Annotated in this window: 20 protein-coding genes; 7 read left to right on the forward strand and 13 right to left on the reverse strand. The window is 71.0% G+C overall.

The features are described from left to right. Positions 1 to 123 precede the first annotated feature (123 nt). The gene (locus ACFWWR_RS43475) at positions 124 to 957 is read left to right on the forward strand and encodes a DUF1206 domain-containing protein (protein WP_384309745.1); all 834 of its coding nucleotides are present in this window, start codon (positions 124 to 126) and stop codon (positions 955 to 957) included. Between the two features lie 87 nt (positions 958 to 1044). Next, positions 1045 to 1476: a hypothetical protein gene (locus tag ACFWWR_RS43480; RefSeq protein WP_383867553.1), complete on the forward strand. Its 432-nt coding sequence runs from the start codon at positions 1045 to 1047 to the stop codon at positions 1474 to 1476. Positions 1477 to 1492: 16 nt separating this feature from the next. On the opposite strand, the gene ACFWWR_RS43485 is transcribed toward ACFWWR_RS43480, so the two are convergent. The 11 genes from ACFWWR_RS43485 to ACFWWR_RS43535 form a co-directional block, all read right to left on the reverse strand. Further along, positions 1493 to 3742: an FUSC family protein gene (locus ACFWWR_RS43485; RefSeq protein ID WP_383867555.1), complete on the reverse strand. Its 2250-nt coding sequence runs from the start codon at positions 3740 to 3742 to the stop codon at positions 1493 to 1495. 66 nt (positions 3743 to 3808) lie between these two features. Beyond that, positions 3809 to 4021, reverse strand: coding sequence for a DUF4287 domain-containing protein (locus tag ACFWWR_RS43490; protein WP_383867602.1), 213 nt, complete (start codon positions 4019 to 4021; stop codon positions 3809 to 3811). A 105-nt stretch (positions 4022 to 4126) separates the two neighbouring features. Further along, positions 4127 to 5503: an NAD(P)/FAD-dependent oxidoreductase gene (locus ACFWWR_RS43495; RefSeq protein WP_383867557.1), complete on the reverse strand. Its 1377-nt coding sequence runs from the start codon at positions 5501 to 5503 to the stop codon at positions 4127 to 4129. A 214-nt stretch (positions 5504 to 5717) separates the two neighbouring features. After that, complete coding sequence (locus ACFWWR_RS43500) at positions 5718 to 7442, reverse strand: PP2C family protein-serine/threonine phosphatase (RefSeq protein ID WP_383867559.1); 1725 nt, start codon at positions 7440 to 7442, stop codon at positions 5718 to 5720. Then, complete coding sequence (locus tag ACFWWR_RS43505; RefSeq protein ID WP_383867561.1) at positions 7439 to 8485, reverse strand: SpoIIE family protein phosphatase; 1047 nt, start codon at positions 8483 to 8485, stop codon at positions 7439 to 7441. Before ACFWWR_RS43505 ends, ACFWWR_RS43500 begins: the two co-directional genes overlap by 4 nt. Further along, on the reverse strand, positions 8485 to 8925 hold the full coding sequence (locus ACFWWR_RS43510) for an anti-sigma regulatory factor (protein WP_383867604.1): 441 nt from the start codon (positions 8923 to 8925) through the stop codon (positions 8485 to 8487). The genes ACFWWR_RS43505 and ACFWWR_RS43510 overlap by 1 nt, the downstream gene beginning before the upstream one ends. Next, on the reverse strand, positions 8925 to 9347 hold the full coding sequence (locus tag ACFWWR_RS43515; RefSeq protein WP_383867563.1) for an STAS domain-containing protein: 423 nt from the start codon (positions 9345 to 9347) through the stop codon (positions 8925 to 8927). The genes ACFWWR_RS43510 and ACFWWR_RS43515 overlap by 1 nt, the downstream gene beginning before the upstream one ends. After that, positions 9344 to 10240 (reverse strand): STAS domain-containing protein, encoded by an 897-nt coding sequence (locus ACFWWR_RS43520; RefSeq protein ID WP_383867565.1) that lies wholly within the window; start codon positions 10238 to 10240, stop codon positions 9344 to 9346. Before ACFWWR_RS43520 ends, ACFWWR_RS43515 begins: the two co-directional genes overlap by 4 nt. A gap of 187 nt (positions 10241 to 10427) precedes the next feature. Then, positions 10428 to 10829: an STAS domain-containing protein gene (locus ACFWWR_RS43525; RefSeq protein ID WP_383867567.1), complete on the reverse strand. Its 402-nt coding sequence runs from the start codon at positions 10827 to 10829 to the stop codon at positions 10428 to 10430. Positions 10830 to 11066: 237 nt separating this feature from the next. Beyond that, positions 11067 to 13511 carry a SpoIIE family protein phosphatase gene (locus ACFWWR_RS43530; protein WP_383867569.1) on the reverse strand — a complete coding sequence of 815 codons (2445 nt, stop codon included), beginning with the start codon at positions 13509 to 13511 and terminating at the stop codon, positions 11067 to 11069. After that, positions 13508 to 17512: a HAMP domain-containing protein gene (locus ACFWWR_RS43535; protein ID WP_384309748.1), complete on the reverse strand. Its 4005-nt coding sequence runs from the start codon at positions 17510 to 17512 to the stop codon at positions 13508 to 13510. The genes ACFWWR_RS43530 and ACFWWR_RS43535 overlap by 4 nt, the downstream gene beginning before the upstream one ends. 400 nt (positions 17513 to 17912) lie before the next feature. Between ACFWWR_RS43535 and ACFWWR_RS43540 the strand changes: the two genes are divergently transcribed. Both ACFWWR_RS43540 and ACFWWR_RS43545 read left to right on the forward strand, forming a co-directional pair. Next, positions 17913 to 18284 carry a PRC-barrel domain containing protein gene (locus tag ACFWWR_RS43540; RefSeq protein WP_383867573.1) on the forward strand — a complete coding sequence of 124 codons (372 nt, stop codon included), beginning with the start codon at positions 17913 to 17915 and terminating at the stop codon, positions 18282 to 18284. A gap of 230 nt (positions 18285 to 18514) precedes the next feature. Next, the gene (locus ACFWWR_RS43545; protein WP_383867575.1) at positions 18515 to 18904 is read left to right on the forward strand and encodes an ATP-binding protein; all 390 of its coding nucleotides are present in this window, start codon (positions 18515 to 18517) and stop codon (positions 18902 to 18904) included. 24 nt (positions 18905 to 18928) lie between these two features. Here ACFWWR_RS43545 and ACFWWR_RS43550 read toward each other — a convergent pair whose 3' ends face one another. Beyond that, positions 18929 to 19363: an ATP-binding protein gene (locus tag ACFWWR_RS43550; protein ID WP_383867577.1), complete on the reverse strand. Its 435-nt coding sequence runs from the start codon at positions 19361 to 19363 to the stop codon at positions 18929 to 18931. A gap of 196 nt (positions 19364 to 19559) precedes the next feature. Here ACFWWR_RS43550 and ACFWWR_RS43555 point away from each other — a divergent pair, with 196 nt between their 5' ends. Together ACFWWR_RS43555 and ACFWWR_RS43560 are read left to right on the forward strand one after the other, a co-directional pair. Next, positions 19560 to 19736, forward strand: coding sequence for a hypothetical protein (locus ACFWWR_RS43555; RefSeq protein ID WP_383867578.1), 177 nt, complete (start codon positions 19560 to 19562; stop codon positions 19734 to 19736). A gap of 122 nt (positions 19737 to 19858) precedes the next feature. Further along, positions 19859 to 20146, forward strand: coding sequence for a DUF4190 domain-containing protein (locus tag ACFWWR_RS43560; protein ID WP_383867580.1), 288 nt, complete (start codon positions 19859 to 19861; stop codon positions 20144 to 20146). 98 nt (positions 20147 to 20244) lie between these two features. On the opposite strand, the gene ACFWWR_RS43565 is transcribed toward ACFWWR_RS43560, so the two are convergent. Further along, positions 20245 to 22152: an AMP-dependent synthetase/ligase gene (locus ACFWWR_RS43565; RefSeq protein WP_383867606.1), complete on the reverse strand. Its 1908-nt coding sequence runs from the start codon at positions 22150 to 22152 to the stop codon at positions 20245 to 20247. A 154-nt stretch (positions 22153 to 22306) separates the two neighbouring features. On the opposite strand from ACFWWR_RS43565, the gene ACFWWR_RS43570 reads away from it, so the two are divergent. Continuing rightward, on the forward strand, positions 22307 to 22540 hold the full coding sequence (locus ACFWWR_RS43570; RefSeq protein WP_383867582.1) for a DUF6480 family protein: 234 nt from the start codon (positions 22307 to 22309) through the stop codon (positions 22538 to 22540). The last annotated feature ends 12 nt before the right edge of the window (positions 22541 to 22552 follow it).

Genomic DNA, 22552 nt, shown 5'->3' on the forward strand with positions numbered 1-22552 from the left:
CGCGGCACAGGCGCCCGAGCGGATCCGGCGGTCGTGAATCCACGACCGCGCGCCGTGGAACGACACTGACGCGCCGGGTGTGTCCACCCGCGACCAGGGCATGCGGATTTCAGGAGGACTGACATGAGCACGGGTGCCACAGCGCGAACCGCCCGGACCGACGCCCGCCGGGTCGCGAACGGCTCGGCGCGCGAAGGGGCCGCGCGCGCGGGACTGACCGCACGGGGGGTGATCTACCTGCTGGTCGGCCTCCTGGCACTGCAGATCGCCTTCGGCGAGGGCGAGCAGCAGGCCGACCGCGGCGGTGCGCTGGCGGAGCTCGCCGACAAGCCGTTCGGCGCGGTGCTGTTGTGGGCGCTGGGTATCGGCCTGGTCGGCATGGCGCTGTGGCGCCTGTCCGAGGCCCTGTTCGGTTCGGTAGGGCCGGACGGCCATAAGGCGAGGAAGCGACTGCTGTCGGCTGTGCGGTGCGTCTTCTACACGTTCGTCGCCTACTCCGTGCTGTCCTTCGCCGCCGGATCGGGCGGCGGCGGATCAAGCGACAAGCAGTCCAAGGACGTCACCGCCCGGCTGCTGGAGGTCCCCGCCGGGCAGTGGCTGGTGGGCGCGGCCGGCGCCGGGATCGCCGTCGCCGGCGTGTGGATCGCCGCGCGGGCGTTGCTGCGCAAGTACCACGACAAGCTCAAGCTCGGCGCCATGAACCGACGGACCCGACAACTGGTCGACATCACGGGCATGGGCGGCGGCGCGGCGCGCGGAGCGGTGTTCGCCGCGGCGGGAGCCTTCGCCGTGCGCGCCGCGGTCGACTACGAGCCCGACAAGGCGAAGGGCCTCGACGACACCCTCCGCTCGTTCGCCGACACCCCGCTCGGGCCGTGGCTGCTGGTCTGCGTGGCGGCCGGCCTCGTACTTTTCGGACTGTTCTCGTTCGCGATGGCCCGCTGGCGCCGGGTCTGATAAGCGGCACCGCGTTCTGGGACACGCCACAGGGTTCTGGGACACGCCATTGGGTCTGAGATCCGGCACAGGGGGAACACGGACCGGATGAACGAACCCGAGCTTCCGCCCGACGGCCGGCCCGTGGACGTCTACCTCGACCTGCTGCGTGTCCGCATGGACACGGAGGACTACCGCCTCCTGCTCAGCGTGGTCGAACCAGTTCTGCGGGCGATAGAGGAACAACGCCTGCCCGCGATCGACTTCGCCCTCGACGAGGCGCACGCGGAAGGGCTCCCCCAGGAGGTCCGTGACGAGGCCGCGCTGGTCATCGCCACCGCGGTCACGGGCCGACTGGACAACGAGGTGATCGAGCTGAACATCGAGGACACCGGCCCGGTCCGCGTGGTCACCGACGCGGTCACCGCGTCCGACCCGGTGCGTCTCGGCGAGATCGCCGACTACATCCGCGAACGACAGCAGATGAACGACGAACTGCGGGGCATCGCAGAGGTGAGCGACCTGCCGACGGACATCTGACGCGACGCTTCCACCGTCACCGCCGGGGCGCCGCGACAGGCGTCTTCAGCGGTCGGGCCAGGCCCGTCACCGACTCGTCCAGGCGTTGCAGATGCCGCAGCACGCGATCGGTGACCCTGCCGTACCGGGACGTGCCCGGCACGTCCGGTTCCAGGAGCGAGGCGATGCTGGAACCGGTGATCTCGATCTCGACGGCGGCCTGCGGGTCGGCGACGTGCGCGGCGATCGCCCCGATGTTGTGCGCGATGCGCTGCCCGGCCCTGCGTAGCCTCGGGTCCGCCGCTATCGAGGGATGGGTCGGCAGGAGCTCGGCCGTCGCGGCCAGTGACCGCGCGTGGTACGCGCAGGTCTCGAGGAGCGCGACGACATAACGAGCAGTGTCCCGGCGGGCCCGCAGCGGCGTGACCGGGTGAATGAGCGGCTGGGTGGCGGCACGCAGGTCGGCCAGCGCCTGGTCCAGGTCGCGTGCCTTGTCCAGCAGGTCGGCCGCCGGGCCGCCACTGAGCTGGTCCACGGCCGCCTCGGTGACGTCGGCCAGCCGGTCCAGGACGGTCACCAGCAGATCGTTGGTACGGCGGTCCGTGCGCACCGGCAGCACGAACGCCGCCGCGACGATTCCGCAGGCCGCGCCGAGCGCCGTCTCCGCGACGCGCAGCAACAGCACCGAGGGGCTGTAGGTGTGCAGAAGGGTGTAGAGCACGCCCAGTGCCGCGGTGACGAAGAAGGACATCAGCGTGTACGAGAAGGGCGCGGTGTAGAACATCGCGAACACGCACAGCAGCACCAGCGCGAACGCCGTCCACGTGTGCTGCCCGACCAGGCCCGCCAGGACGATGCCGGCCACGACGCCGAAGACGGTGCCCAGCAGCCGCCGGTAGCCCTTGACCATGATCTCGCCCGTGGACGCGGTGTTGATGAACACGATCCAGCAGGCCAGCACCGCCCAGTACCAGCGCTGGCTGGAGAGGAACTCACCGCCGACGATGGCCAGCGATGACCCCACGGCGACCTGCACCGCGGCCCGCGTGGTCGGCCGCCGCAGCCCGGTGGGCTCCTCCTCGTCGCTGTCGTCCCCGCCCGCGTCGATGGCGGCGTCCTCGGCGTCCAGTTCCTCGCGGGAGCGGGCCGTGGACGGAGTGTCGTCCGAGTCGTCCTGGGGGCCCTCCAGGGCGATCCGCAGGCCGAGCACCGCCCGGGCGGCCTCGCCGATGCCCCGGAAGACGTCCTGGACGGCGGCTGGGGCGGACGGCAGGTTCTCCTCGTCGCGGTAACCGAGGAGCCGGTTGCGCACATGGGACAGCCCCGTGCCGGACCCGTCGGCGACGGGCCGCAGCACGAGCATCCGCAGCGCCTGGAGATCGCGGCGCAGGATGGCGGTCGACTCGTCGCGTACCGGCAGATGACCTCCCGCCGGGACGGGAGCGCCCGGCAGATGCAGGGTCAGGGTGGTCGCCCGCTCCGCGCTGCGCGCGGTCAGCAGCAGCAGGCCCAGCCGCTCGGCGGCGATCTCGGCGTCCGCGATACGGCGCTGCACGAGCCGGGCCGCGGCCTCGTCGGAGGTGCCCTCCTCCAGCCGGCCCTGGATCATCATCGCCGTCTCGTGCAGGCGGGCGGTGCCGCTGCGCACGTCCTCCAGCGCCTTCTCCACCTCGTCCGGCCCGGCGTCGAGGAGCTCGAGCTGCGCGGACACCAGTTGGGCCAGCCGGGCGCGGAAGGCCTCGCGCAGCCGCCCCAGGAGGTGCGCCGGCGTCTCGGGCACGAGCACGAAGCGCACCAGCCCGCTGCTGAGGAAGGCGACGACGATGGCGCCGTACAACGCGGGCAGCCCGGAGACGGTGGCGCCGACGAACAGGGACAGGAAGTAGACCTGGAACCCGATCAGTCCGAGCGCGGTGCCGCGGTCGCCGAACCGGCGGCCGTAGACGGCGCTGAAGATGAGGGCGACGAAGAAGAGGTCGCCCGCCACCACACGGGAGCTGAGGAGCGCGCCCAGTGTCACCGACGCCAGTGCCACCGGCAGCCCCAGCGCGAGCGTCACGGCCTGCGGCCCGCGCTGCTTCTCGCGGATGGCGAAGGTCGCGACCATCGCCGCCATGGCCCCCGCCACCAGATGCGTGACGTCGACATCCAGGAAGCTGAGTACGGCCAGGGTGAGGGCGATCGCGCCCACGGTCCGCAGGCCGGCGGTCAGTCGCAGCAGGCCGGGATCGGACGCGGCGACACCGTCCCGCAGTCGTGCCCGCACCGAACGTCCCGCTGCCTTCACGCTGCCGTACTCACTCCCGTGTCACGTCATGATCTCCGCCATCAGCATGACACGGCGGGGCGGGGCTCACCGGTCCCGGGTCTCGGCAAGGGTGTGCGCCACCAGCGCGTTGGCATGGCCGTGCCCCAGGCCGTGCTCCGTCTTCAGCCAGGTGACCAGCTCCATGTGCCGGGTCAGCGGCGAGGAGCGGATGAGCTCCAGCCACTCGGCGACCGGCCGGCCGTACTTCTTCTCGATCGAGGGGAAGTAGCTCGCGGGGCCCTTCACGGTCTCGGCCATGGCGGTGTCCTTTCGATGCGACGTCATGCGGTCCCTCCTATGACCGCCGACCGGGCAAGAACTGATCGGCGGTCAGGAGTGAATGACGTCACACCTGTGGCTGTGTCACTGATCCTGCCGCTCGGTCCCCTCCACGTGGGCCCGCACCTGTTCCGGCGTCAGATACGCGTTCGTGTACTCGAAGTCCTTCAGCTTGGCGGCCTTGCGGGCCTGGAAGCCGGTGCGGACGAAGTCGTCACCGGCGACCGCGTTCAGCACCCAGTTCGTCATCACGCGCGTCTTGGCGACGTTGGTGCGCAGCGCCGACCAGTGGTAGCCGCGGGCCACGGCCTGGGCGGGCAGACCGCGCAGTTCGATGCCGAGCGGCTTGGACACGGCGTCCTTGCCGCCGAGGTCGACGACCAGGCCGAGGTCCTTGTGGACGTACGGCTTCGTCGCCTGGCCGCGCAGCGTGGCGATGACGTTGTCGGCGACGTGCTTGCCCTGCCGCAGGGCGTGCTGGGCCGTGGGCGGGCAGACGGCGCCGTCCTCGCCCTTGGCCTCGTCGGGCACCGCGGCGGCGTCGCCGAGCGCGAAGACACCGTCCTGGCCCGGCAGGTTCATGTCGGCGGTGACCGCGAGCCGACCCCGGACCGTCTCCGCGCCGAGCGTGGCGATGAGCGGGCTGGCGACCACGCCGGCGGTCCAGATCAGCGTGCGGGTGGGGACCACCCGCCCGTCGGTGAACGTGACCTCCTCGGGGCCCGCCTTGGCGATGGAGACGCCGAGCGAGATCTCGATGCCCCGCCTGCGCAGGATCTCCTGGGCGCTGCGGCCCAGTTTGTCGCCCAGCTCCGGCATCAGCTTCGGCGCGATGTCGATCAGGTGCCACTTGATGAGCCCTGGATCCAGCCGCGGGTAGCGCTTGACGGCGGCGTGCGTGAGGCGCTGCAGACAGGCCGCGGTCTCGGTGCCCGCGTATCCGCCGCCGACCACCACGAACTGCAGCCGGGAGGCGCGCTCCGCCGGGTCCTCACTGGCGTCGGCGAGGTCCAGCTGGGAGATCACGTGGTCACGGACGTAGGCGGCCTCGGCCAGCGTCTTCATGCCGAAGGCGTGGTCGGTGAGGCCGGGGATGTCGAAGGTGCGGGTGATGCTGCCGGGAGCCAGCACGATGTAGTCGTACGGCTCGTCGACGATCTCGTCGGTGATGGTGCGGATGACGCACACCTTGGACTTCAGGTCCACGCCGATCGCGCCGCCCGGAATGATCCGGGTGCGGTACTTCTTGCTGCGTCGCAGGGAGACGGCGATCGACTGCGGCGTCAGCACGCCGGAGGCGACCTGGGGGAGCAGCGGCAGGTAGAGCTGGTAGGCGAACGGCGTCACCAGCGTGACGTCGGCTTCGTCCGGGGAGAGCTTCCGTTCCAGGCGGCGGACGCACTCCACTCCGGCAAAGCCTGCCCCAACCACCAGGATCCTGGGTCGTGTCACGGTGTTCATCCCTTTCTGCGGCTCCAGGCGGTCTGCCTCGAACGCCATTCGCCTGCCCGTGGATCGCTGCTTCGCACCTCATCGATCCCATCGCGGTGCCGGCCGTGTCGCCCACCGGGCACCACGGACGGACGAACGCGTCGAGGACCACCATGCCCGCCCGGCCGCCGAAGCGCACCGGGGCGATCGTGAAGATCGTGGGACGGAAGCCTCGGACCAGGCCTCAGGCGGCCAGATGACACAGCAGGAGGCACACGTCGTCGTCCCGCTCGGAGTCGCTCAGCAGCGGGGTGAGGATCCGGTCCGCCGAACCGTCCAGGTCGGCCTCCAGCTCCGCGGAGCGGAACGAGCCGAGCGCCTCCGCCAGACGCTCGATGCCCGGGTCTATGCCCAGGGCGCGCCGCTCCACCAGACCGTCCGTGTACAGCGCCAGCGTGGAACCGGGCTCGAGCGGCGCGGTGTGGTCGTGGATCACCTGCCGCAGCGGGATGCCCAGCATGGCCCCCGGTTTGGCGTCCAGTGTCCGCACCTGCCCGTCGGGACTGCGCAGCACCGGCGGCGGATGGCCCGCGGCCGCCCAGGTGAGCGTCGGATCCCCGGGGCGGAAACGCGCGATGACCGCGGTGGCGTACAGATCGGGCTGGAGATGGTGCAGGAACATGTGCAGCCGCGTCAGCAACTGGCCAGGGCTGCCGCCGTCGACGGCGTACGCCCGCAGCGCGGTCCGCAGCTGGCTCATCATCACCGCCGCGTGCAGACCGTGTCCCGTGACGTCACCGATGACGGTGATCAGGCTGCCGTCGGGCTGCCGGAAGGCGTCGTACCAGTCACCGCCGATGTTCAGCCCGTACGTGGCCGGCAGATAGCGGGCGGCCAGGCTCAGGCCCGGTGTGGTGGGCAGGTCCGTGAGCAGGGCACGCTGGAGCGTCTCGGCGATGTCCCGGTTGTGCTCGAAGCGCCGGGCGTTGTCGATGGCGATGCTGGCCCGCCGGGTGAGCTCGATCAGCATCACCGCGTCGTCCGGGTCCCAGCGCTTGCCGGGCGGCGACAGCGTCAGCACACCCAGCGGCGCGCGCCGCGTCGGCAGCGGGATGCACAGCAGCGGCCGGGCCGGATCCAGCGCCGAGGGCGGCTGGTCGGAGACACCGGGCAGGCCCCCCGGATGGTCGGCGGCGTACTGCGGGCGCCCGGTGCGGGCGGCGAGCACGGCGGCGGCCGGGTGCGGGGCGGGCGGGTGCCGATCGTCGTCGCCGTCACCGTCGAAGAGCCAGACGTCGACGCTGCGGGCGTACTCGGGCACCAGCAGATCCGGCAGCCGGCGCACGATCTCGTGGTGGTTCAGCGACGCCGTCAGTACGGCACTGGCGTCCGCCAGGAACGTCAGTCTGCGGCGGGCGCTCTCGGCCTGGGTGCGCGCCTTGCGCTCGGCGGCGAACGCGTCGCGCTGGGCCCGCCCGGCGGCGTCCAGCTCGGCATGCAGGGCCAGCACGCCCTGGTTGGTCTGGTGCAGTTCCTCCCGGTGGAAGGCGACCAGTTCCTCCTGCTCGCTGAGCCTCTCCAGCACCAGCCCGGTGTCCTCGTCGGCGCCCAGCAGGGCCTCCGCCAGCACCGCCGGGTCGTCCGCCACCGCGGCGGCACCGGCCGCGTCCGCCGTCTCGGGGCAGCGGACCGTCATACGCCACGGGGACTGCACGGCGGCGGCACCCGTGTCCTGCGAGGGGGTCACCACCACGTGCAGCAGCCCGTCCTCGGCGGGCGCCGCGGTGGCTTCCAGGCTGAGCCGCCACGTGCCGCCCTTGGTGAGGCACTGCCGCAGATGGGCGCTGAGCGCGGTGGTCAGGCGAGTGCGGTCGAGTGCGGGCACACCGTACGCGGCGGCCAGCCGGGCGGTCGCGATCCGGGCCCGGGCCGCGTCGACGACGTCGGTGATCTGCCAACTGCGCGTCATGGACCCTCCGGCGGAGTCGGAGACAGCACCACCACGGCCGTGTCGTCCCGCACCGGCCGCGCGGAACTGCTCGCGTCACGCACGGTCAGGGCGGCCACGACGGCCGGGTCGGCGGACAGCAGGTCCGCGTCGGACGGTGCCGTCCAGCGGCTGGGCAGGCCGTCGCTGTGCAGGATCAGCAACTGGTCCGCCGCCCAGGGCATACGGTCCTCACGCAGCGTCGCGTGCCGGTGGACGCCCACGATCCCGGGCCGGGACAGGAGGGGACGCCAGCCGTCGCCCTGTCGCAGCCGGGCCCCTATGTTGCCGACGCCGGCGAACCGCAGCAGGCCGGCCCGGGGCTCCACCTGGGCGACGGCGACGGCCGCGCCCCGGGTGCCGCGCAGCGCCGTGTCGAGGTGCACCAGCGCCTCGGCGGGCGGCAGGTGGGCGGCGCGGTTCAGGGCCTCCACCGCCGCCGTCGAGGCGCGGGCCGCCTCCGGACCGTGCCCCAGCCCGTCGGCCAGCATCAGGGTCAGCCGGTCGTCGGACCGGGCCCACGCCCAGGCGTCGCCCGAGTACTCCGCACCGGCGAGCGGGATGTTCACCCCACCGGCCCGCACCGGGGCGACCGGCGCCGAGGCCTTGGGGCGGGCACCGACCCTGGCCAGTGCCACCGTGCCCCGCCCCGGCGCGCTGTGCAGGCCGAAGTCGTCGGCTATACGGCGACACGTGCCGAGGCCGGCTCCGAGGGAACGGGTGGTGGTGAAACCGTCGCGCAGGGCGGCATCCACGTCGGTCATGCCCGGCCCGTGGTCGATCGCGGCGATCTGCACCAGGCAGGCGCCGCCGCCCGTGGGCGTGGGCGGCGCGACGACCTCGATGAGGATCAGACCGCCCCCGGCGTGCTTGAGCAGGTTGGTGGCCAGCTCGGTAGCCACCAGCGCGGCGGCCGCCGTACGCGGCTCGTCGAGCCCCGCCAGGGTCGCCGCCCTCTCCGCGGCCACCCTGGCGTCCCGCACCCGGGTCGAGTCGTGGACCGGAACCTCCCACACGCGCGGCATCAGGACTCCCCGCGCGGGTGCGGTGGCCGGGCCGCCCAGGAGACCACCGTGACCTTGGTGCCGACCCCCGGAGTGCTGTCGACGGCGAACTCGTGCACGAGGCGGCGCGCACCGCCCAGGCCCATTCCCAGACCGTCGCCGGAGGTGTAGCCGTCGCTCAGGGCCCGTTCCAGGTCCGGGATGCCCGGCCCTTCGTCGGAGAACGTCAGCCGCAGCCCGTGCACGCGCCCGTTGTCCACGCGCTCCGTCTCCATCTGTCCGCCCCCGCCGTGCACGAGGGTGTTGCGGGCCAGTTCACTGGCCGCGGTGACCAGTTTGGTCTGGTCCACCAGGCCGAAACCCAGCAGACCGGCGGCCTGCCGTACGTGCTGGCGCACCCACACCAGATCCATGTCCGAACGGATCGGCAGGCAGGCGTCGACGCCCGCGGCTGTCTGCATCACCGGCTCTCCTGGCGCGGTCCGCCGGAGCGGGTGGCGGGATCCAGTCCCGCGAGCAGGTCCATGGCCGCCTCCGTGGTGAGCGCCGTGCGCAGCCCCGGAAGCGTCAGCCCCAGCTCCACCAGCGTGATCGCGACCGCCGGCCGCATGCCGGCCACGACGGTCCGGGCGGCCAGCAGCGTGGCCTGTGCGGCGATCTCGGCCAGCACACGCCCGAGGAAGGAGTCGACCATCTCGACCCCGGAGATGTCGATGACCAGGCCGGTCACGCCGGTGCCGACGATGGTCTCGCCGATGTCCTGCTGGAGCTGCTGCGCCGTGCTGTCGTGCAGGTCCCCCTGGAGGGTGACCAGGAGGACGTTGCCGAGCCTGAGCACCGGCACGTGCCCCGTGACGGGGCCGGAGGAGAAGTCGTGGTTCACCGCGGACCCGCACCGCCGGGCGTCGCGTTGATGATGTTCGCCCCGAGCTCGTGCAGGGCGTACGCCAGGGCGTCGGCCAGACTCGCCCGGGTGATCACCGTGCCCAGGTCCAGGCCGAGGTGGACTATGGTCTGCGCGATCGCCGGACGGATGCCGGAGACGACGCACTCCGCCCCCATCAGACGGGCGGCCGCGACCGTCTTCATCAGGTGCTGGGCGACCAGGGAGTCGACCGTCGGTACCCCGGTGATGTCGAGGATCGCGAACCGGGCGTGCTGGTCGACGACGGCCTCCAGCAGCGTCTCCATCACGACCTGGCTGCGGGCACTGTCGAGCGTGCCGATCAGCGGGACGGCCACGATGCCGTCCCACAGCTTGATGACCGGCGTGGCCACTTCCATCAGCTGCAGCCGCTGCCGCTCGATCAGGGCCTGCCCCTCGCTCAGCGCCGTCTCCAGCACGACCAGCCGCAGCGTGCCCATCAGCACGGTCAGCGCCGTCGTGCAGTCCCTGACCAGCTCGGTCGGTTCCTCGGGGAGGTCGGCGATCAGGAGGTTCTCGACGGGCGGGCGCAGCGCGTCCACGTCGTTCGACACCTGCGCGGTGGTGAAGCCGGCCCGGGAGCGGGCCGCGCCCATCCGCGCCAACTGCTCGCGCACCACGGTGAACCCGGCGGCGTCGGGGTCGTGCACCTGGTCCGTGTCGGCGACCTGGGCCAGCGCGTCGACGACGATCTTGCCCGCTTCCACCGCCTCGTCCCGCGAGACGGTGAACACCGTACGGAACAGGGGCTCGTCGGCCCACCGCCCGGCGATCTGCTCGGCGCGGCGGCGCAGGAAGTCCCCGACCTCCCGTGCCGGCGATTCGTGCTGGCCTACCGTTTGCTCCGGCACCTGTACTACTCCTCAGTGTCCTCTTCGGGGTTTCGTCGCACCGAACCCGCTGGAGGCAACGAGACGGCGATGTGACCCTGCCGGGCGACCACTGTAACCATGGCCCCACGTCGTGAGACACCGCGTCCCGGACACACGATCACGTGGTGCGGGAGGCCCTTTGACGGCCCGTGGACTGCCCGCCTGATCAGGTCTGTTGCCCGTCCTGCTCGACCCGCTCCGCCTCGGGCGTGTCGACGCGGGCCAGTGCCTCGTCGAGGCTCTCCGACACCGGGACCGTGATGCTCACGCCCGTCAGGTCCAGGATCCGCCGCACCGCCGGTGTGGGGGAGATGATGTGCACACTGCCCGGTATGTCGCGGGCCTGCTGGTAGACCCTCAGGATGATGTTCATGCCGGACGAGTCCATGAACGGGACGGACGACAGGTCGAGCAGGAAGTGCCGCCGGCCGTGGTGGAGCTGGTTGGCCAGGTGATGCTGGAACTCCGTTGCGGTGTCTACGTCCAAGTAGCCCTCGACCGAGATCAGAGCGACGTCCTCCCGGGGCAGGGTGACCTCGACGGACAAGGGGTTCTGGGCAATGGACACGAGTACCTCCACAAGTCTTACGGCCAGGGCTGGTTACCCCTGTGGGCGACTTCGATGCACACCGATTCCGGCGGTGCTCCGTGATCAAGCTCTCATCGGTCCGGGGGGTGCTGAGCGGCTCCGTTCCGCGCCACACGGCACGTCCCGCATCTGCCGAATCCCATCGTGTGCGCCTTTCCGTCGGCGGTCGTCATCTGCCACCGCGCCCCGCGTTTACCCCGGAACGAACGAGGTATGTCATCCGACCCTGATGCCCACGAGACACGTGTCGTCGTCCGTGTCCGACTTGCTGTACGTCAGCAGGCGGTCGAGCTGCAGGTCGAGTGTCCGGGGAGCCGTTCGCGCCGTGGTCAGCAGCTGCTTCAGCGACTCCTCCACGGAACGGTCCCGGCGCTCGATCAGGCCGTCGGTGTACATCAACAGGGTGTCCCCTGCCGCCAGTTGGACCTCGGTCTCCTCGTAGTGCGCCTCCGGTACGGCACCGAGCAGCATGCCCTTGACCAGGGGCAGCGGTGTGGCCTCCGAGCCGCGCACGAGCACGGGCGGGAGATGGCCCCCTCGCGCCCAGCGCAGTGTGTGCCGGGCGGGGTCGTACAGTCCGCAGACCGCCGTGGCGGTCACGGCGCCGTTGAGGTGGTGCGCCACGATGTTGAGCCAGGACAGCAGTTGGCCCGGCCCGGCGCCGGTGACGGCCAGGCCGCGCAGCGCGTTGCGCAGCACGACCATGCTGGTGGCCGCCTCCATTCCGTGCCCCGCCACGTCGCCGACGCACAGCAGCACCATTCCGGACGGCAGCACGACGGCGTCGTACCAGTCGCCGCCCACGAGTTGCTCGGTCTCGGCCGGCCGGTAGCGGACGGCCACCTGGAGGTCGGGGACCTGGAGCGGGGCCTGCGTGGGCGGCATGATGGCGTGCTGCAACTGCAGGGTGAGCCGGTTGCGCTCGGTGGCCTGCTGCTCGGTGTGCGCGAGCTGGTCGCGGGTGGCCGCGAGGGCGACCTCCGTCCAGTGCTGGGCCGAGATGTCCTGGTAGGCCCCGCGGACGGCGAACAGCCGGCCGTCCGTGTCGAGCACCGGTTCGGCGACGACCCGGATGTGCCGGGTCACCCCGTCGGGCCGCTGCAGCCGGAACGCAATCGACGCGGGACGCCGCTGGTGCAGCACCGTGCGCAGGAACCGGCGGATGGCGTCGGTGTCGTCGGGGTGGGCATGGGCGGTCAGTTCCTCGAGCGGGACCGGCATGCTCGACGGGGAACGGCCGTACAGATCGAACAGCTGCCCGTTCCAGGTGATCTCGCCGGTCAGCAGGTTCTCCTCGAACCCGCCGATCCGCCCGAGCCGCTGGGCGTTCTGCAACAGGCTCGCCAGCCGCGCGGTCTCGTCCTCGATCCGCCACAGCAGCAGGACGCCGGTTCCGTGCCGGCTGATGCTGATGTCGGCGACCGCCGAGAGCGGGACCTGGTCGACCAGGGCGGTGAGGTTCATCCGGCGCGCACGGAACGGCTCGCCGGTCGCGTAGACCCGCTCGACGCGCTGGAACAGCTCGCTCTCTCCGGCGGCCATCGGGTAGGCCTCCAGCAGCAGGGCCCCGTTGACGACGGCGCGCGGCCGGCCCGCGGGATCGAGGAACCGGTTGTTCACATGCTGGATGCGGAAGTCCACCAGATGGCCGGAGTCGTCGAGGTGCGGCACCAGGACCAGGGCGGGGTCGTGCAGCCCGTCGGCCAGGTCCATGAGCTCCGCCGCGTCCGGCAGCACGCGAGGTTCCTGTACGGAGCCGTGCACCAGCGTGTACGTCTCCAGGGTGTGGGCGCACAGCTCCGCCAGGGCCTCCATCTGACGGACGATCCGCGGCGGCTGCGGGGCCAGCGGCTCGGCCCAGGCGATCTCCAGGACGCCGTGCACCCGCCCACCGGTACCGGCGGGCAGCGCGACCCGGCCGCCGTCCGGATGATGGTGCCGGCCGATGCTCGGCAGTCCGGTCCGGGCGAGGGACGTGATCCACTGACCGTCGTGCTCGGTCAGGCCGCGCCGCGCCACCGTCGCCACGTCCGGCGGCACATAGCGCCAGCGCGCCGCCTCGACCGGGGAGAACCCGGCGCTGCCCGCCAGGCTCAGGGAGCCGTCGGGGCCCGCCGCCCAGATGGCCACGGCCACCGCCCCGAGCGGCTGCAGGGCCTGCTGCAACAGGGAGTCCGCTACGGCCTGGGTGTCGTCCGCGGCCAGCGCACCGCTCTCGGCGGCCCGCAGCCGTACGGCCGCGGAGTCGACCACCGGTTCCGCGGTCTCGGACGTGGCGGCGAGGAAGGCCTCGGTGACCTCGGACATCTTGTCCCGGGCGGCCTGGTTGATGACCTCGACCGCGAACTCAAGAGGCGTCACCTTGGCCTGCTCGGCCAGCTCCGCGAGCTGTCGGGCGGCCTGCGCGGGACCGCACTGCAGACGTTCGACCAGGATGCCCTTGGCGAGTTCGATCAGCGCACGCCCCTCGGCCTCCGCCTGGGCCGCCCGCACCTCACGGCGCAACCGCTCGACGGTCGCGGCCAGCCTGCCCACCGGAGAGGCGGAGGGCACGGGCGCACCGTCCGGCTCCGGGCCGGGGAGAGCCGGCGAAGAGGCGGACGCGAGGGGTCCCCCCGCGTCGTCGTGCGCGTGCGGACGGTCGGAGCTCGGCGGCCTCATGCGGGCAACCAGCTTCGGACGCAGGCCATCAGGTCCTGGGTGTCGACGGGCTTGGTGACGTAGTCGCTGGCGCCCGAGGCGAGGGACTTCTCGCGGTCGCCGGGCATCGCCTTCGCGGTGACGGCGATGATGGGCAGGTCGGCGTACTGCGGCATCCTGCGGATCTCTGCCGTGGCCGTGTACCCGTCCATCTCGGGCATCATCACGTCCATGAGTACGAGGGCCACGTCCGGGTTGTCGACCAGCGCCTCGATGCCCTTGCGGCCGTTGTCCGCGTGCAGCACCCGGAAGCCGTGGAGTTCGAGGATCCCGCTGAGCGCGAAGAGGTTGCGCGCGTCGTCGTCGACGACGAGCACCGTACGGCCGGCGAACGACTCGTCGACCGGCTGCGGCGTGACCGACTGTGGTTCCTCGGGGCGCACCAGTGAGAGCACGTCTCCGGGTTCCTCGGCCGACAGGTGCAGCGCGATGCGTTCGCGCAGCTCGTCCAGGCTGGACAGGAACTCCAGCGACCCGTCCTGCGCGCGCGATCGCAGCGCCTCCTCCAGGGCGAGGTCGGCGCGGTGACCGCTGTGCACCAGCACCGGAACGCTCGCCAGCGCGGAGTCACCCCGCAGGGCCTCCAGGAACCGGGAGGCCTCACCGTCCGGCATGCCCAGTTCGAGTACGACGCAGTGGCACGGCTCGTCGGCCAGGGCTCCCGCGGCCTCCTGGGCGCCCACGGCGGTGATGACGTCGACCGCCGCCCCCGGGCCGCTTCCGCCCCGGCCGTGGGCCACGTCGGCGACCACGCTCTCGGCGACCAGGGTCAGCAGCCCGCGAGCGCGCTCCTCCACCACCAGCAGACGGCGCCGCCGCTGCCCGGCACCCACCGGCAGACCGATCGCCGTCGGAAGGCTTCCCACGGCGTCGAGCGCGAGTGCCATGTCCGGCGCCCTCTCGGAGGGCAGGCCACTGCTCAGCAGCTCCTCGAAGTCGGGACGGGCCACCGGCAGGAACAGCGTGAACGTGCTGCCCTGGTCGGGTGTGCTGTCCACGGTGACCGCGCCGCCGAGCAGATGGGCGATCTCCCGGGTGATGGACAGACCGAGCCCGGTGCCGCCGTACTTGCGGCTCGTCGTGCCGTCCGCCTGCTGGAACGCCCCGAAGATCGTCTCCAGTTGCTGCTCGGGGATGCCGATTCCGGTGTCCTTCACACGGAAGGCCACGATGGTGCTGCTGCGCAGCACGCCCTGGGGCACCTCGTCGTCGGAAGCGGGTTCGATACGCAGTTCCACGCTGCCCTGTTCGGTGAACTTGACCGCGTTGGACAGCAGGTTGCGCAGCACCTGGCGCAGGCGGGACTCGTCGGTCAGCAGGTCGGCCGGGGCGCCGGGGGCCGTGGTCACCGTGAAGTCCAGGCTCTTCTGCGTGGTCATCGGCCTGAAGGTGGCCTCCACGTAGTCGATGAGCTGGCGCAGGGACACGACCTCCGGTGCGACGTCCATCTTTCCGGCCTCGACCTTCGACAGGTCGAGGATGTCGTTGATCAGCTGGAGCAGGTCCGACCCCGCGGAGTGGATGATGCCCGCGTACTCGACCTGCTTGGGGGTGAGGTTGCGCGAGGGGTTCTGGGCGAGCAGCTGGGCGAGGATCAGCAGACTGTTGAGCGGGGTGCGCAGCTCGTGGCTCATGTTGGCCAGGAACTCCGACTTGTACTTGGAGGCCAGCGACAACTGCTGGGCGCGGGCCTCCAGCTCCTGCCGGGCCTGCTCGATCTGGAGGTTCTTCGCCTCGATGTCGCGGTTCTGCGCGACCAGCAGCGAGGCCTTCTCCTCCAGCTCCTCGTTGGAGCGCTGCAGCTCCTCCTGTTGCGCCTGCAACTCGGCGGACCTGGCCTGGAGTTCGGCCGTCAGGCGCTGTGACTCGCCCAGGAGTTCGTCGGTCCGGGCGTTGGCCACGATGGTGTTCAGGTTGACGCCGATGGTCTCCATCAGCTGTTCCAGGAAGTCCTGGTGGATCTGTGTGAAGGCCGTGACCGAGGCCAGCTCGATCACTCCGAGCACCTGGCCCTCCACCACGATGGGCAGCAGCACGAGCGCGCGCGGCACCACCTGACCGAGCCCCGAGGAGATGGTCACGTAGTCGGACGGCAGTTCGTCCACCGTGATGATGCGTCGGCTGCGCGCCGCCTGGCCGACCAGGGTGCGCCCGAAGGCGATCCGGACGGGCCGGTCGTCGTCGTCGGGACGGCCGTAGGAGCCGACCAGTCGCAGTTCGGGGCCGTCGTCACCGTCCTCGGCGAGGTAGAACGCGCCGTACTGGGCCAGCACCAGCGGTACGAGTTCATCCATGATCAGCTCGGCCACGACGGGCAGGTCGCGGTGCCCCTGCATCAGGCTGGAGATCCGGGCGAGGTTCGTCTTGAGCCAGTCCTGCTCCTGGTTGGCCCGCGTGGTCTCGCGCAGCGAGCCGACCATGGAGTTGATGTTGTCCTTGAGCTCGGCGACCTCGCCGGACGCCTCCACGGTGATCGAGCGGGTCAGGTCGCCCTCGGCGACGGCACTCGTGACCTCGGCGATCGCGCGTACCTGCCGGGTCAGGTTGCCGGCGAGTTCGTTCACGTTCTCGGTGAGGCGCTTCCAGGTGCCCGAGACGCCCTCGACCTCGGCCTGTCCGCCGAGCCGTCCCTCGGTGCCGACCTCGCGGGCGACGCGGGTGACCTCGTCGGCGAAGGCGGAGAGCTGGTCGACCATCGTGTTGATCGTCGTCTTCAGTTCGAGGATCTCGCCGCGGGCGTCGACGTCGATCTTCTTCGACAGGTCGCCCTTGGCCACCGCGGTCGTCACCAGCGCGATGTTGCGCACCTGACCGGTGAGGTTGTTCGCCATCGAGTTGACGTTGTCGGTCAGGTCCTTCCAGGTGCCGGCCACGTTCGGCACGTGGGCCTGTCCGCCGAGCCGCCCCTCGGTGCCGACCTCGCGGGCGACGCGGGTGACCTCGTCGGCGAACGCGGACAGCGTGTCGACCATGGTGTTGATGACGTCGGCCAGGGCCGCGACCTCGCCCTTGGCCTCGACCGTGATCTTCTGCGACAGGTCGCCCCGGGCCACGGCGGTGGCGACCTGGGCGATCGAACGGACCTGGCCGGTCAGGTTGGACGCCATCACGTTGACGTTGTCCGTGAGGTCCTTCCAGGTGCCCGACACGCCCCGGACCTGGGCCTGACCGCCGAGGTTCCCGGCCGTGCCGACCTCGCGGGCGACGCGGGTGACCTCGTCGGCGAAGGCGGAGAGCTGGTCGACCATCGTGTTGATGGTGTTCTTCAGTTCGAGGATCTCGCCGCGGGCGTCGACGGTGATCTTCTGCGAGAGGTCGCCCTTGGCCACGGCGGTCGTCACCTGGGCGATGTTGCGGACCTGGCCGGTCAGGTTGCCCGCCATGCCGTTCACCGAGTCGGTGAGGTCCCGCCAGACGCCGGCGACCCCGGGCACCTGTGCCTGTCCGCCGAGCCGCCCCTCGCTGCCCACCTCGCGCGCCACACGCGTCACCTCGTCGGCGAAGGCGGAGAGCTGGTCGACCATCGTGTTGACGGTCTCCTTCAGCTGCAGGATCTCGCCCCGCGCGGGTACGTCGATCTTCTGGGAGAGGTCCCCCTTCGCCACCGCCGTGGCCACCTGCGCGATGTCGCGCACCTGGGTCGTCAGGTTGCCCGCCATGGCGTTGACGGAGTCCGTCAGGTCGGCCCAGGTGCCCGAGACGCCCGGTACCTCCGCCTGTCCGCCGAGCGTTCCCTCGGTACCGACCTCGCGGGCCACGCGGGTGACCTCGGAGGTGAACACGGACAACTGGTCGACCATGCCGTTGAACACGGTGGCGATGTCACCCAGGAGGCCGTGTCCGTCGTCCGGCAGGCGAGTGCCGAAGTCCCCGTCCCGTACCGCCGTCAGCCCGGCCAGGAGCTGCCGCAGCTCGTGGTCCCCCGGGACCGCATCGGCGACCTCGATGGTGTTGCTGGTCATGCGTACCCTCGTTCCGCTCCCCAAGAGTCCCCGGGTACGAGGACTCGGAACCAAAGTCGGGCCGGGCGGCCCTCGCAAGTCGTGCGTGCATTTCCGCAGTTCACGGATCTGCGTGATGAGAAAGACGACGTAGGCTAACCCAGCTGCCGAGCGCCGGACAAAGCGTCGCGCGAACTTCTGCCCGGGGTACGCAAAACAGGCGGGGAGCGTGCATGCCCGGACTCGACAGGGGTACTGGGAGTGGTTTCTCCCGCGGGCCGGGAGAGTGCTGGGCGGTTGGGGCGCGCTGTTCAGAATGCGAACGCCATCGGCGGGTAACTGCTGCTGTGAAGCAGGCGGCGGCCCACACCTGGGTCTGCAGGCTCATGACACGGCATCGGCGCGGGGAGGAAGGAGCGGCGTGGCCATCGAGGGAATCTGGTCGTACGCAACGGACAGCGGTCATGTGGAGGGACAGGAGCTCACGGGCTACACCGTGGCGGCGACCGACGGCACGATCGGCCATGTGGACCGGCAGGCCGACCATTTCGGGATGCGGCACCTCGTCGTCGACACCGGCGTCTGGGTCTTCGGCCGGAGCGTCCTGGTTCCGGTCGGCGTGATGACGGGCGTCGACAGCGAGAGCCGGACGATAACGCTGTCGTGCACGAGGGGCGCGGTGAAGGCGGCGCCCCGGTTCCGCACGGACAGCGAAACCATGGACCGGGCGTATCTGGCGAGCGTGGGTGAGTACTACCATCGGCTGCCGCCGAGCGAGACGGCCACCACCTGAGCGGGAGGCCGAACCGCTGGTCGCCGATGTCGAACCGACCGGCGGCGGCCGTACGGATTCCGCCATGGTGAACGAGCCCACACAGATGTGGAAAGGCTGATTGAGGTGACAGGAACGGCGGGATTCTCCGTCCTGGTCGATGCCGGCGGAGTCGCGACGGAGGGTCCCCGGGCAGTGACGCGGTCGTGAGGGCCGCGGAGCAGACGGAGGGGACCCGCACGGCGCCCCCGGTGACGACCCCGGCGGCGGCACGCGCTCATGCCCAGGCGGTGGTGCGCGAGGAGTGGGGCTCGGGAAGCCGCGCCGTTCGGGAGGAGGACGTCATCGACCTGCTCCTCGTCGTCTCGGAGCTCGTCACCAACGCCATCCGGCACGGTGCCGGACTGGCCGGGTTCGACGTCCTGCCCACACCTCAGGGGGTCCGGCTCGCTGTCCACGACAACAGTCAGGTCGTGCCCGACGTCGCGTACGGGTCAGGTGCCCTGCCCGTCGCGCATCACGGCAACGGCTACGGCTGGCCGCTGATCATTCGCCTTGCCCGGGAGATCGCCGTCGAGCCGCGTCCCGGAGGCGGCAAGACGATCAGCGTGTTCGTGCCGTTGCGCGAGGCGTCCGCCTGAGGTTCCGCCCGCGTCCGACCGGCCTCACCAGGGCAGGAAGACGTGGATCTCCTTGCCGCTCTCACCGGTGACCACGCTGACCTGGTCGCACAACGTGTGGATCAGGTGCCAGCCGATACCGCCGCCACCGCGGTTGGGGTGGAAGGGCCGGGGCGCCGGCGGAGTGGTGTTGGTGTCCTGCATGACGACGTGTACGCCGTCGAACGTCCGGCGCATGGACAGTTCGAAAGGACCCGGAGCGTACTGGACCGCGTTGGCCGCCAGCTCCGTGACGACCAGCAGGATGTCGTCCCAGTACTCCGGCGTCGCCGGCGGCGAGGTGCGTGCCAGGTCATAGAGGAATTTCTCCGCCTCAAGGCGCGCACCCGTCACATTGCGCAGCTCGCCCGAGAAACGGGTGCTGCGGCTGGGCATCTCTTTGGAAGCCAGTGTGTCGTCCCTATACGGCTCGGCTGCCATCTCGCCTTCCCGGCCCGGCGTCAGCAGGGCTGTAGTGCTTTCCCTTGCGCCCCCTCCGTCTGCAGAGTTCCCAGGCGGACAGAGCTTACGCGCCCGCGTGCGGTCAGACCGGCGGACCGCCTTGGGGTCCTCCTGTCTGCCGCCGCGGATCGGGGGCAGAGGGACTTCGTAGGAGGATACGAACGGAGGGTGACTCGTGCTCGCCATTGCTGCGGCAGTACTGTTCTTCATCGCGTTCCTGATCAACGCCGCCGAGATCTCGACCAACGACGTCTTCACGTCCACGAACGTCATGTTGCTCGGCCTGATGGTGCTGGCCCTGCATCTCGCGGGCGTGGGCAGCTCCTGGGCGTCTCGCGGTCGTCGGCGCTGACCGCCCGACAAGCGGAATCCAGAATTTCGGAATTGCCCTGACGTCACATCAATTAATCGGTATGTGCGGCTATTTGGAGGGAACTCGGCGGATATCCAAGCACCCGACACCGGGAGAATGTGATGACGAGTTACGGCGGCTCATCTGCCGCGTCCTCCAGGTCACGCACCAACGGTCTGGCCATCGCGAGCCTCATCTGCGGAATCATCGGACTGATCTTCTTCAACGTGATACTCGGTCCGACAGCGATAGTGCTGGGCGCCGTCGGGATGCGCCAGGCACCGGCCAAGGGCGGGGCGGGAATGGCCAAGGCCGGTATCGTCCTCGGCATCGTCGACCTGGTCATCTTCGCGGCGCTCTTCGCGCTGGCCGCGGCGAACGGTGGCTCCACCTGGTACGTCGGCGGCTGACGAAGCCCGGAACGGAACAGAAGGGCGCATGCGCACCATGGCATGCGCCCTTCGGCATGCGCCGGGCCGGCACGGCTGCGCCGTCCCGGCGCACTCCCTCACCGGAACACGTTGTCCGCGTCGTCCCAGCTCGCCGAATCGTCGGTCACGCTCTGCCGACCGCCGCGTGAGCGCGCCTGGTACATCGCGTCGATCTCGAACGCGTACGTCCGCACGATCAGGTCCCGGCGCAGCTTCATCGACGGTGTCATCAGCCCGCTGGCCAGGTCGAACGGCTCCGGAAGGACCCGGAAGACCCGGATGGACTCCGAGCGGGACACGGCGCTGTTGGCCGCCGCCACGGCCCGTGTGATCTCCTCCCGCAGCGCGTTCTCCTCGCGCGCCTCCCGGTTCGGCGCGTCGCTCTGCCAGGCCAGGCCGGCCCGCCAGTGGGCGAGGAACTCCGGGTCCAGGGTGATCAGCGCCCCCACACAGGGCCGGTTGTCGCCGACGATCACCGCCTGGTGGATGAGCGGGTGCATCCGCAGCCGGTGCTCCAGGGCGGCCGGGGCGACGCTCTTGCCGCTGTTGGTGATGATGACGTCCTTCTTGCGTCCGGTGATCGTCAGATAGCCCTCGGGATCCAGCCGCCCGATGTCCCCCGTGGCCAGCCAGCCGCCGGGCTGCAGTGCGGCCCTGGTCGCCGCCTCGTCGCTCACGTACCCCTGGAACACCGAGGGCCCGCGCACCAGGATCTCCCCGTCGTCGGCCACCCGGATGTCCGTGCCCGGCAGGGCCCGCCCCACGGTGCCGGACTTCTCCCGGCCCAGCGGCTGCATCGTGATCCCGCCGCTGGTCTCCGTGAGCCCGTACCCGTCATGGACGTAGACGCCGATGCCCTCGTAGAACAGGCTCAGATCGCGGTTGAGGGGCGAGCCGCCCGAGGTGGCGCGGCGGGCCCTGCCGCCGAGGGCGCCCCGCAGCTTGCGGTACACCGTACGTTCGTACAGGGCGTGCTGGAGCCGCAGATCGAGGCCGGGCCCGGGACCGGCGTCCAGCCGCTGCCGCTCGCACGCCGCGGCGAAGTCCCTCGCCGTCTCGGCCGCCCGCTCGAACAGTGCGCCGCGGCCCGCCTGTTGGGCGGTGCGCAGGAAGGTCTTGTAGATCTTCTCGAAGACCGACGGTACGGCGTAGAAGTAGGTGGGGCGGAAGGAGCGCAGCGCCGACGCCAGCGCCTCCCCGCTCAGGTCGGGTTCATGGGCCATGAGCAGACCGCCGCGCACGCACATGCCCTGGATCATGAGGCCGTACACGTGGGAGAAGGGCAGGAACGCGAGGACGGAGGCCTGTTGCCCGGGCGGCGCGGCCGTGTGTCCCCAGCCCGCGAGCAGGGTGTCGCAGGGGCTCGCGAGGCCGCGGTGGCTCAGCGCGCAGCCGAGCGGACGGCCGGTCGTGCCGGAGGTGTAGGCGACGACGGCGGTGGAGTCCGGCAGCACGATGCGGCGCAGCGAGTCCACGGTGGCGATCGGGATGAACTCGCCCCGGTCGACCAGATCCCGAAGGGCCCCCGCGTCCAGCTGCCAGACGTGGCGCAGCCGAGGCAGCGTCGCGCACACGGAACCCACCGTCATCACGCTCTGCTCGTCCTCGACGGCCACGGCCACACAGCCGGCGTCGCGCAGGATCCACTCGACCTGGTCCCGCGAGGACGTCGGATGGATCGGCACCACCTCGGCACCCACCGCCCACAGCGCATAGCCGAGGACCGTCCACTCGTACCGGGTCCGCGCCATGATCGCCACGCGGTGCCCCGGCGAGATCCCGGAGGCGACCAGCCCCTTGGCCAGGTCCACCACCTCGTCCCGCAGCTCCACGGCGGTCACCTCCTCCCAGACGGAGGAGGCGGCGTCGGAACGGCGGGCGAGCATCGGCAGCGTGGGGTTGCGGGCCGCCGTCTCGAAGACGCTGTCGGCGAGCCCGCCGGTCAGGGGGTGGGCGGCCGGGGGAGCGAGGGCGAGGTCGCGCATGCGCTGCTCCTGTTGTGTACGGGGTGTGACTCCGCCGACGTGCACGGTTATCTTGCGGTGCTCGAATCTAGCCCAGGCGAGGGCGCTCGGTGCCGGGATCGGAGAACTGGCCGCGGTGCCCATGATCTCGGCGTGTTCGGGGGACTCGGACGGCATGAGTTACACGAACCCCGACCCCGATCCCGAACGCACCACCGGCCTGGAACCGGGCGGCGGCGTGCCTCCCGGCGAGACCCCGCCGGCCGAGAGCAGCATGCCCGAGGCGGGCCCGAGGGAGACGCACAATCCGCCCAAGGGCTGGGCCAAGGGACCGCTGACGCTGATCCTCGGCCTCGTCATCCTGATCGCGGCATTCTTCCTGGTGTACGCCATCGTCCTCATGCTGTGAGAAGGGCAGGAC

The sequence above is a fragment of the Streptomyces sp. NPDC058678 genome (assembly GCF_042714835.1).
In the GTDB taxonomy this organism is placed as follows: domain Bacteria; phylum Actinomycetota; class Actinomycetes; order Streptomycetales; family Streptomycetaceae; genus Streptomyces.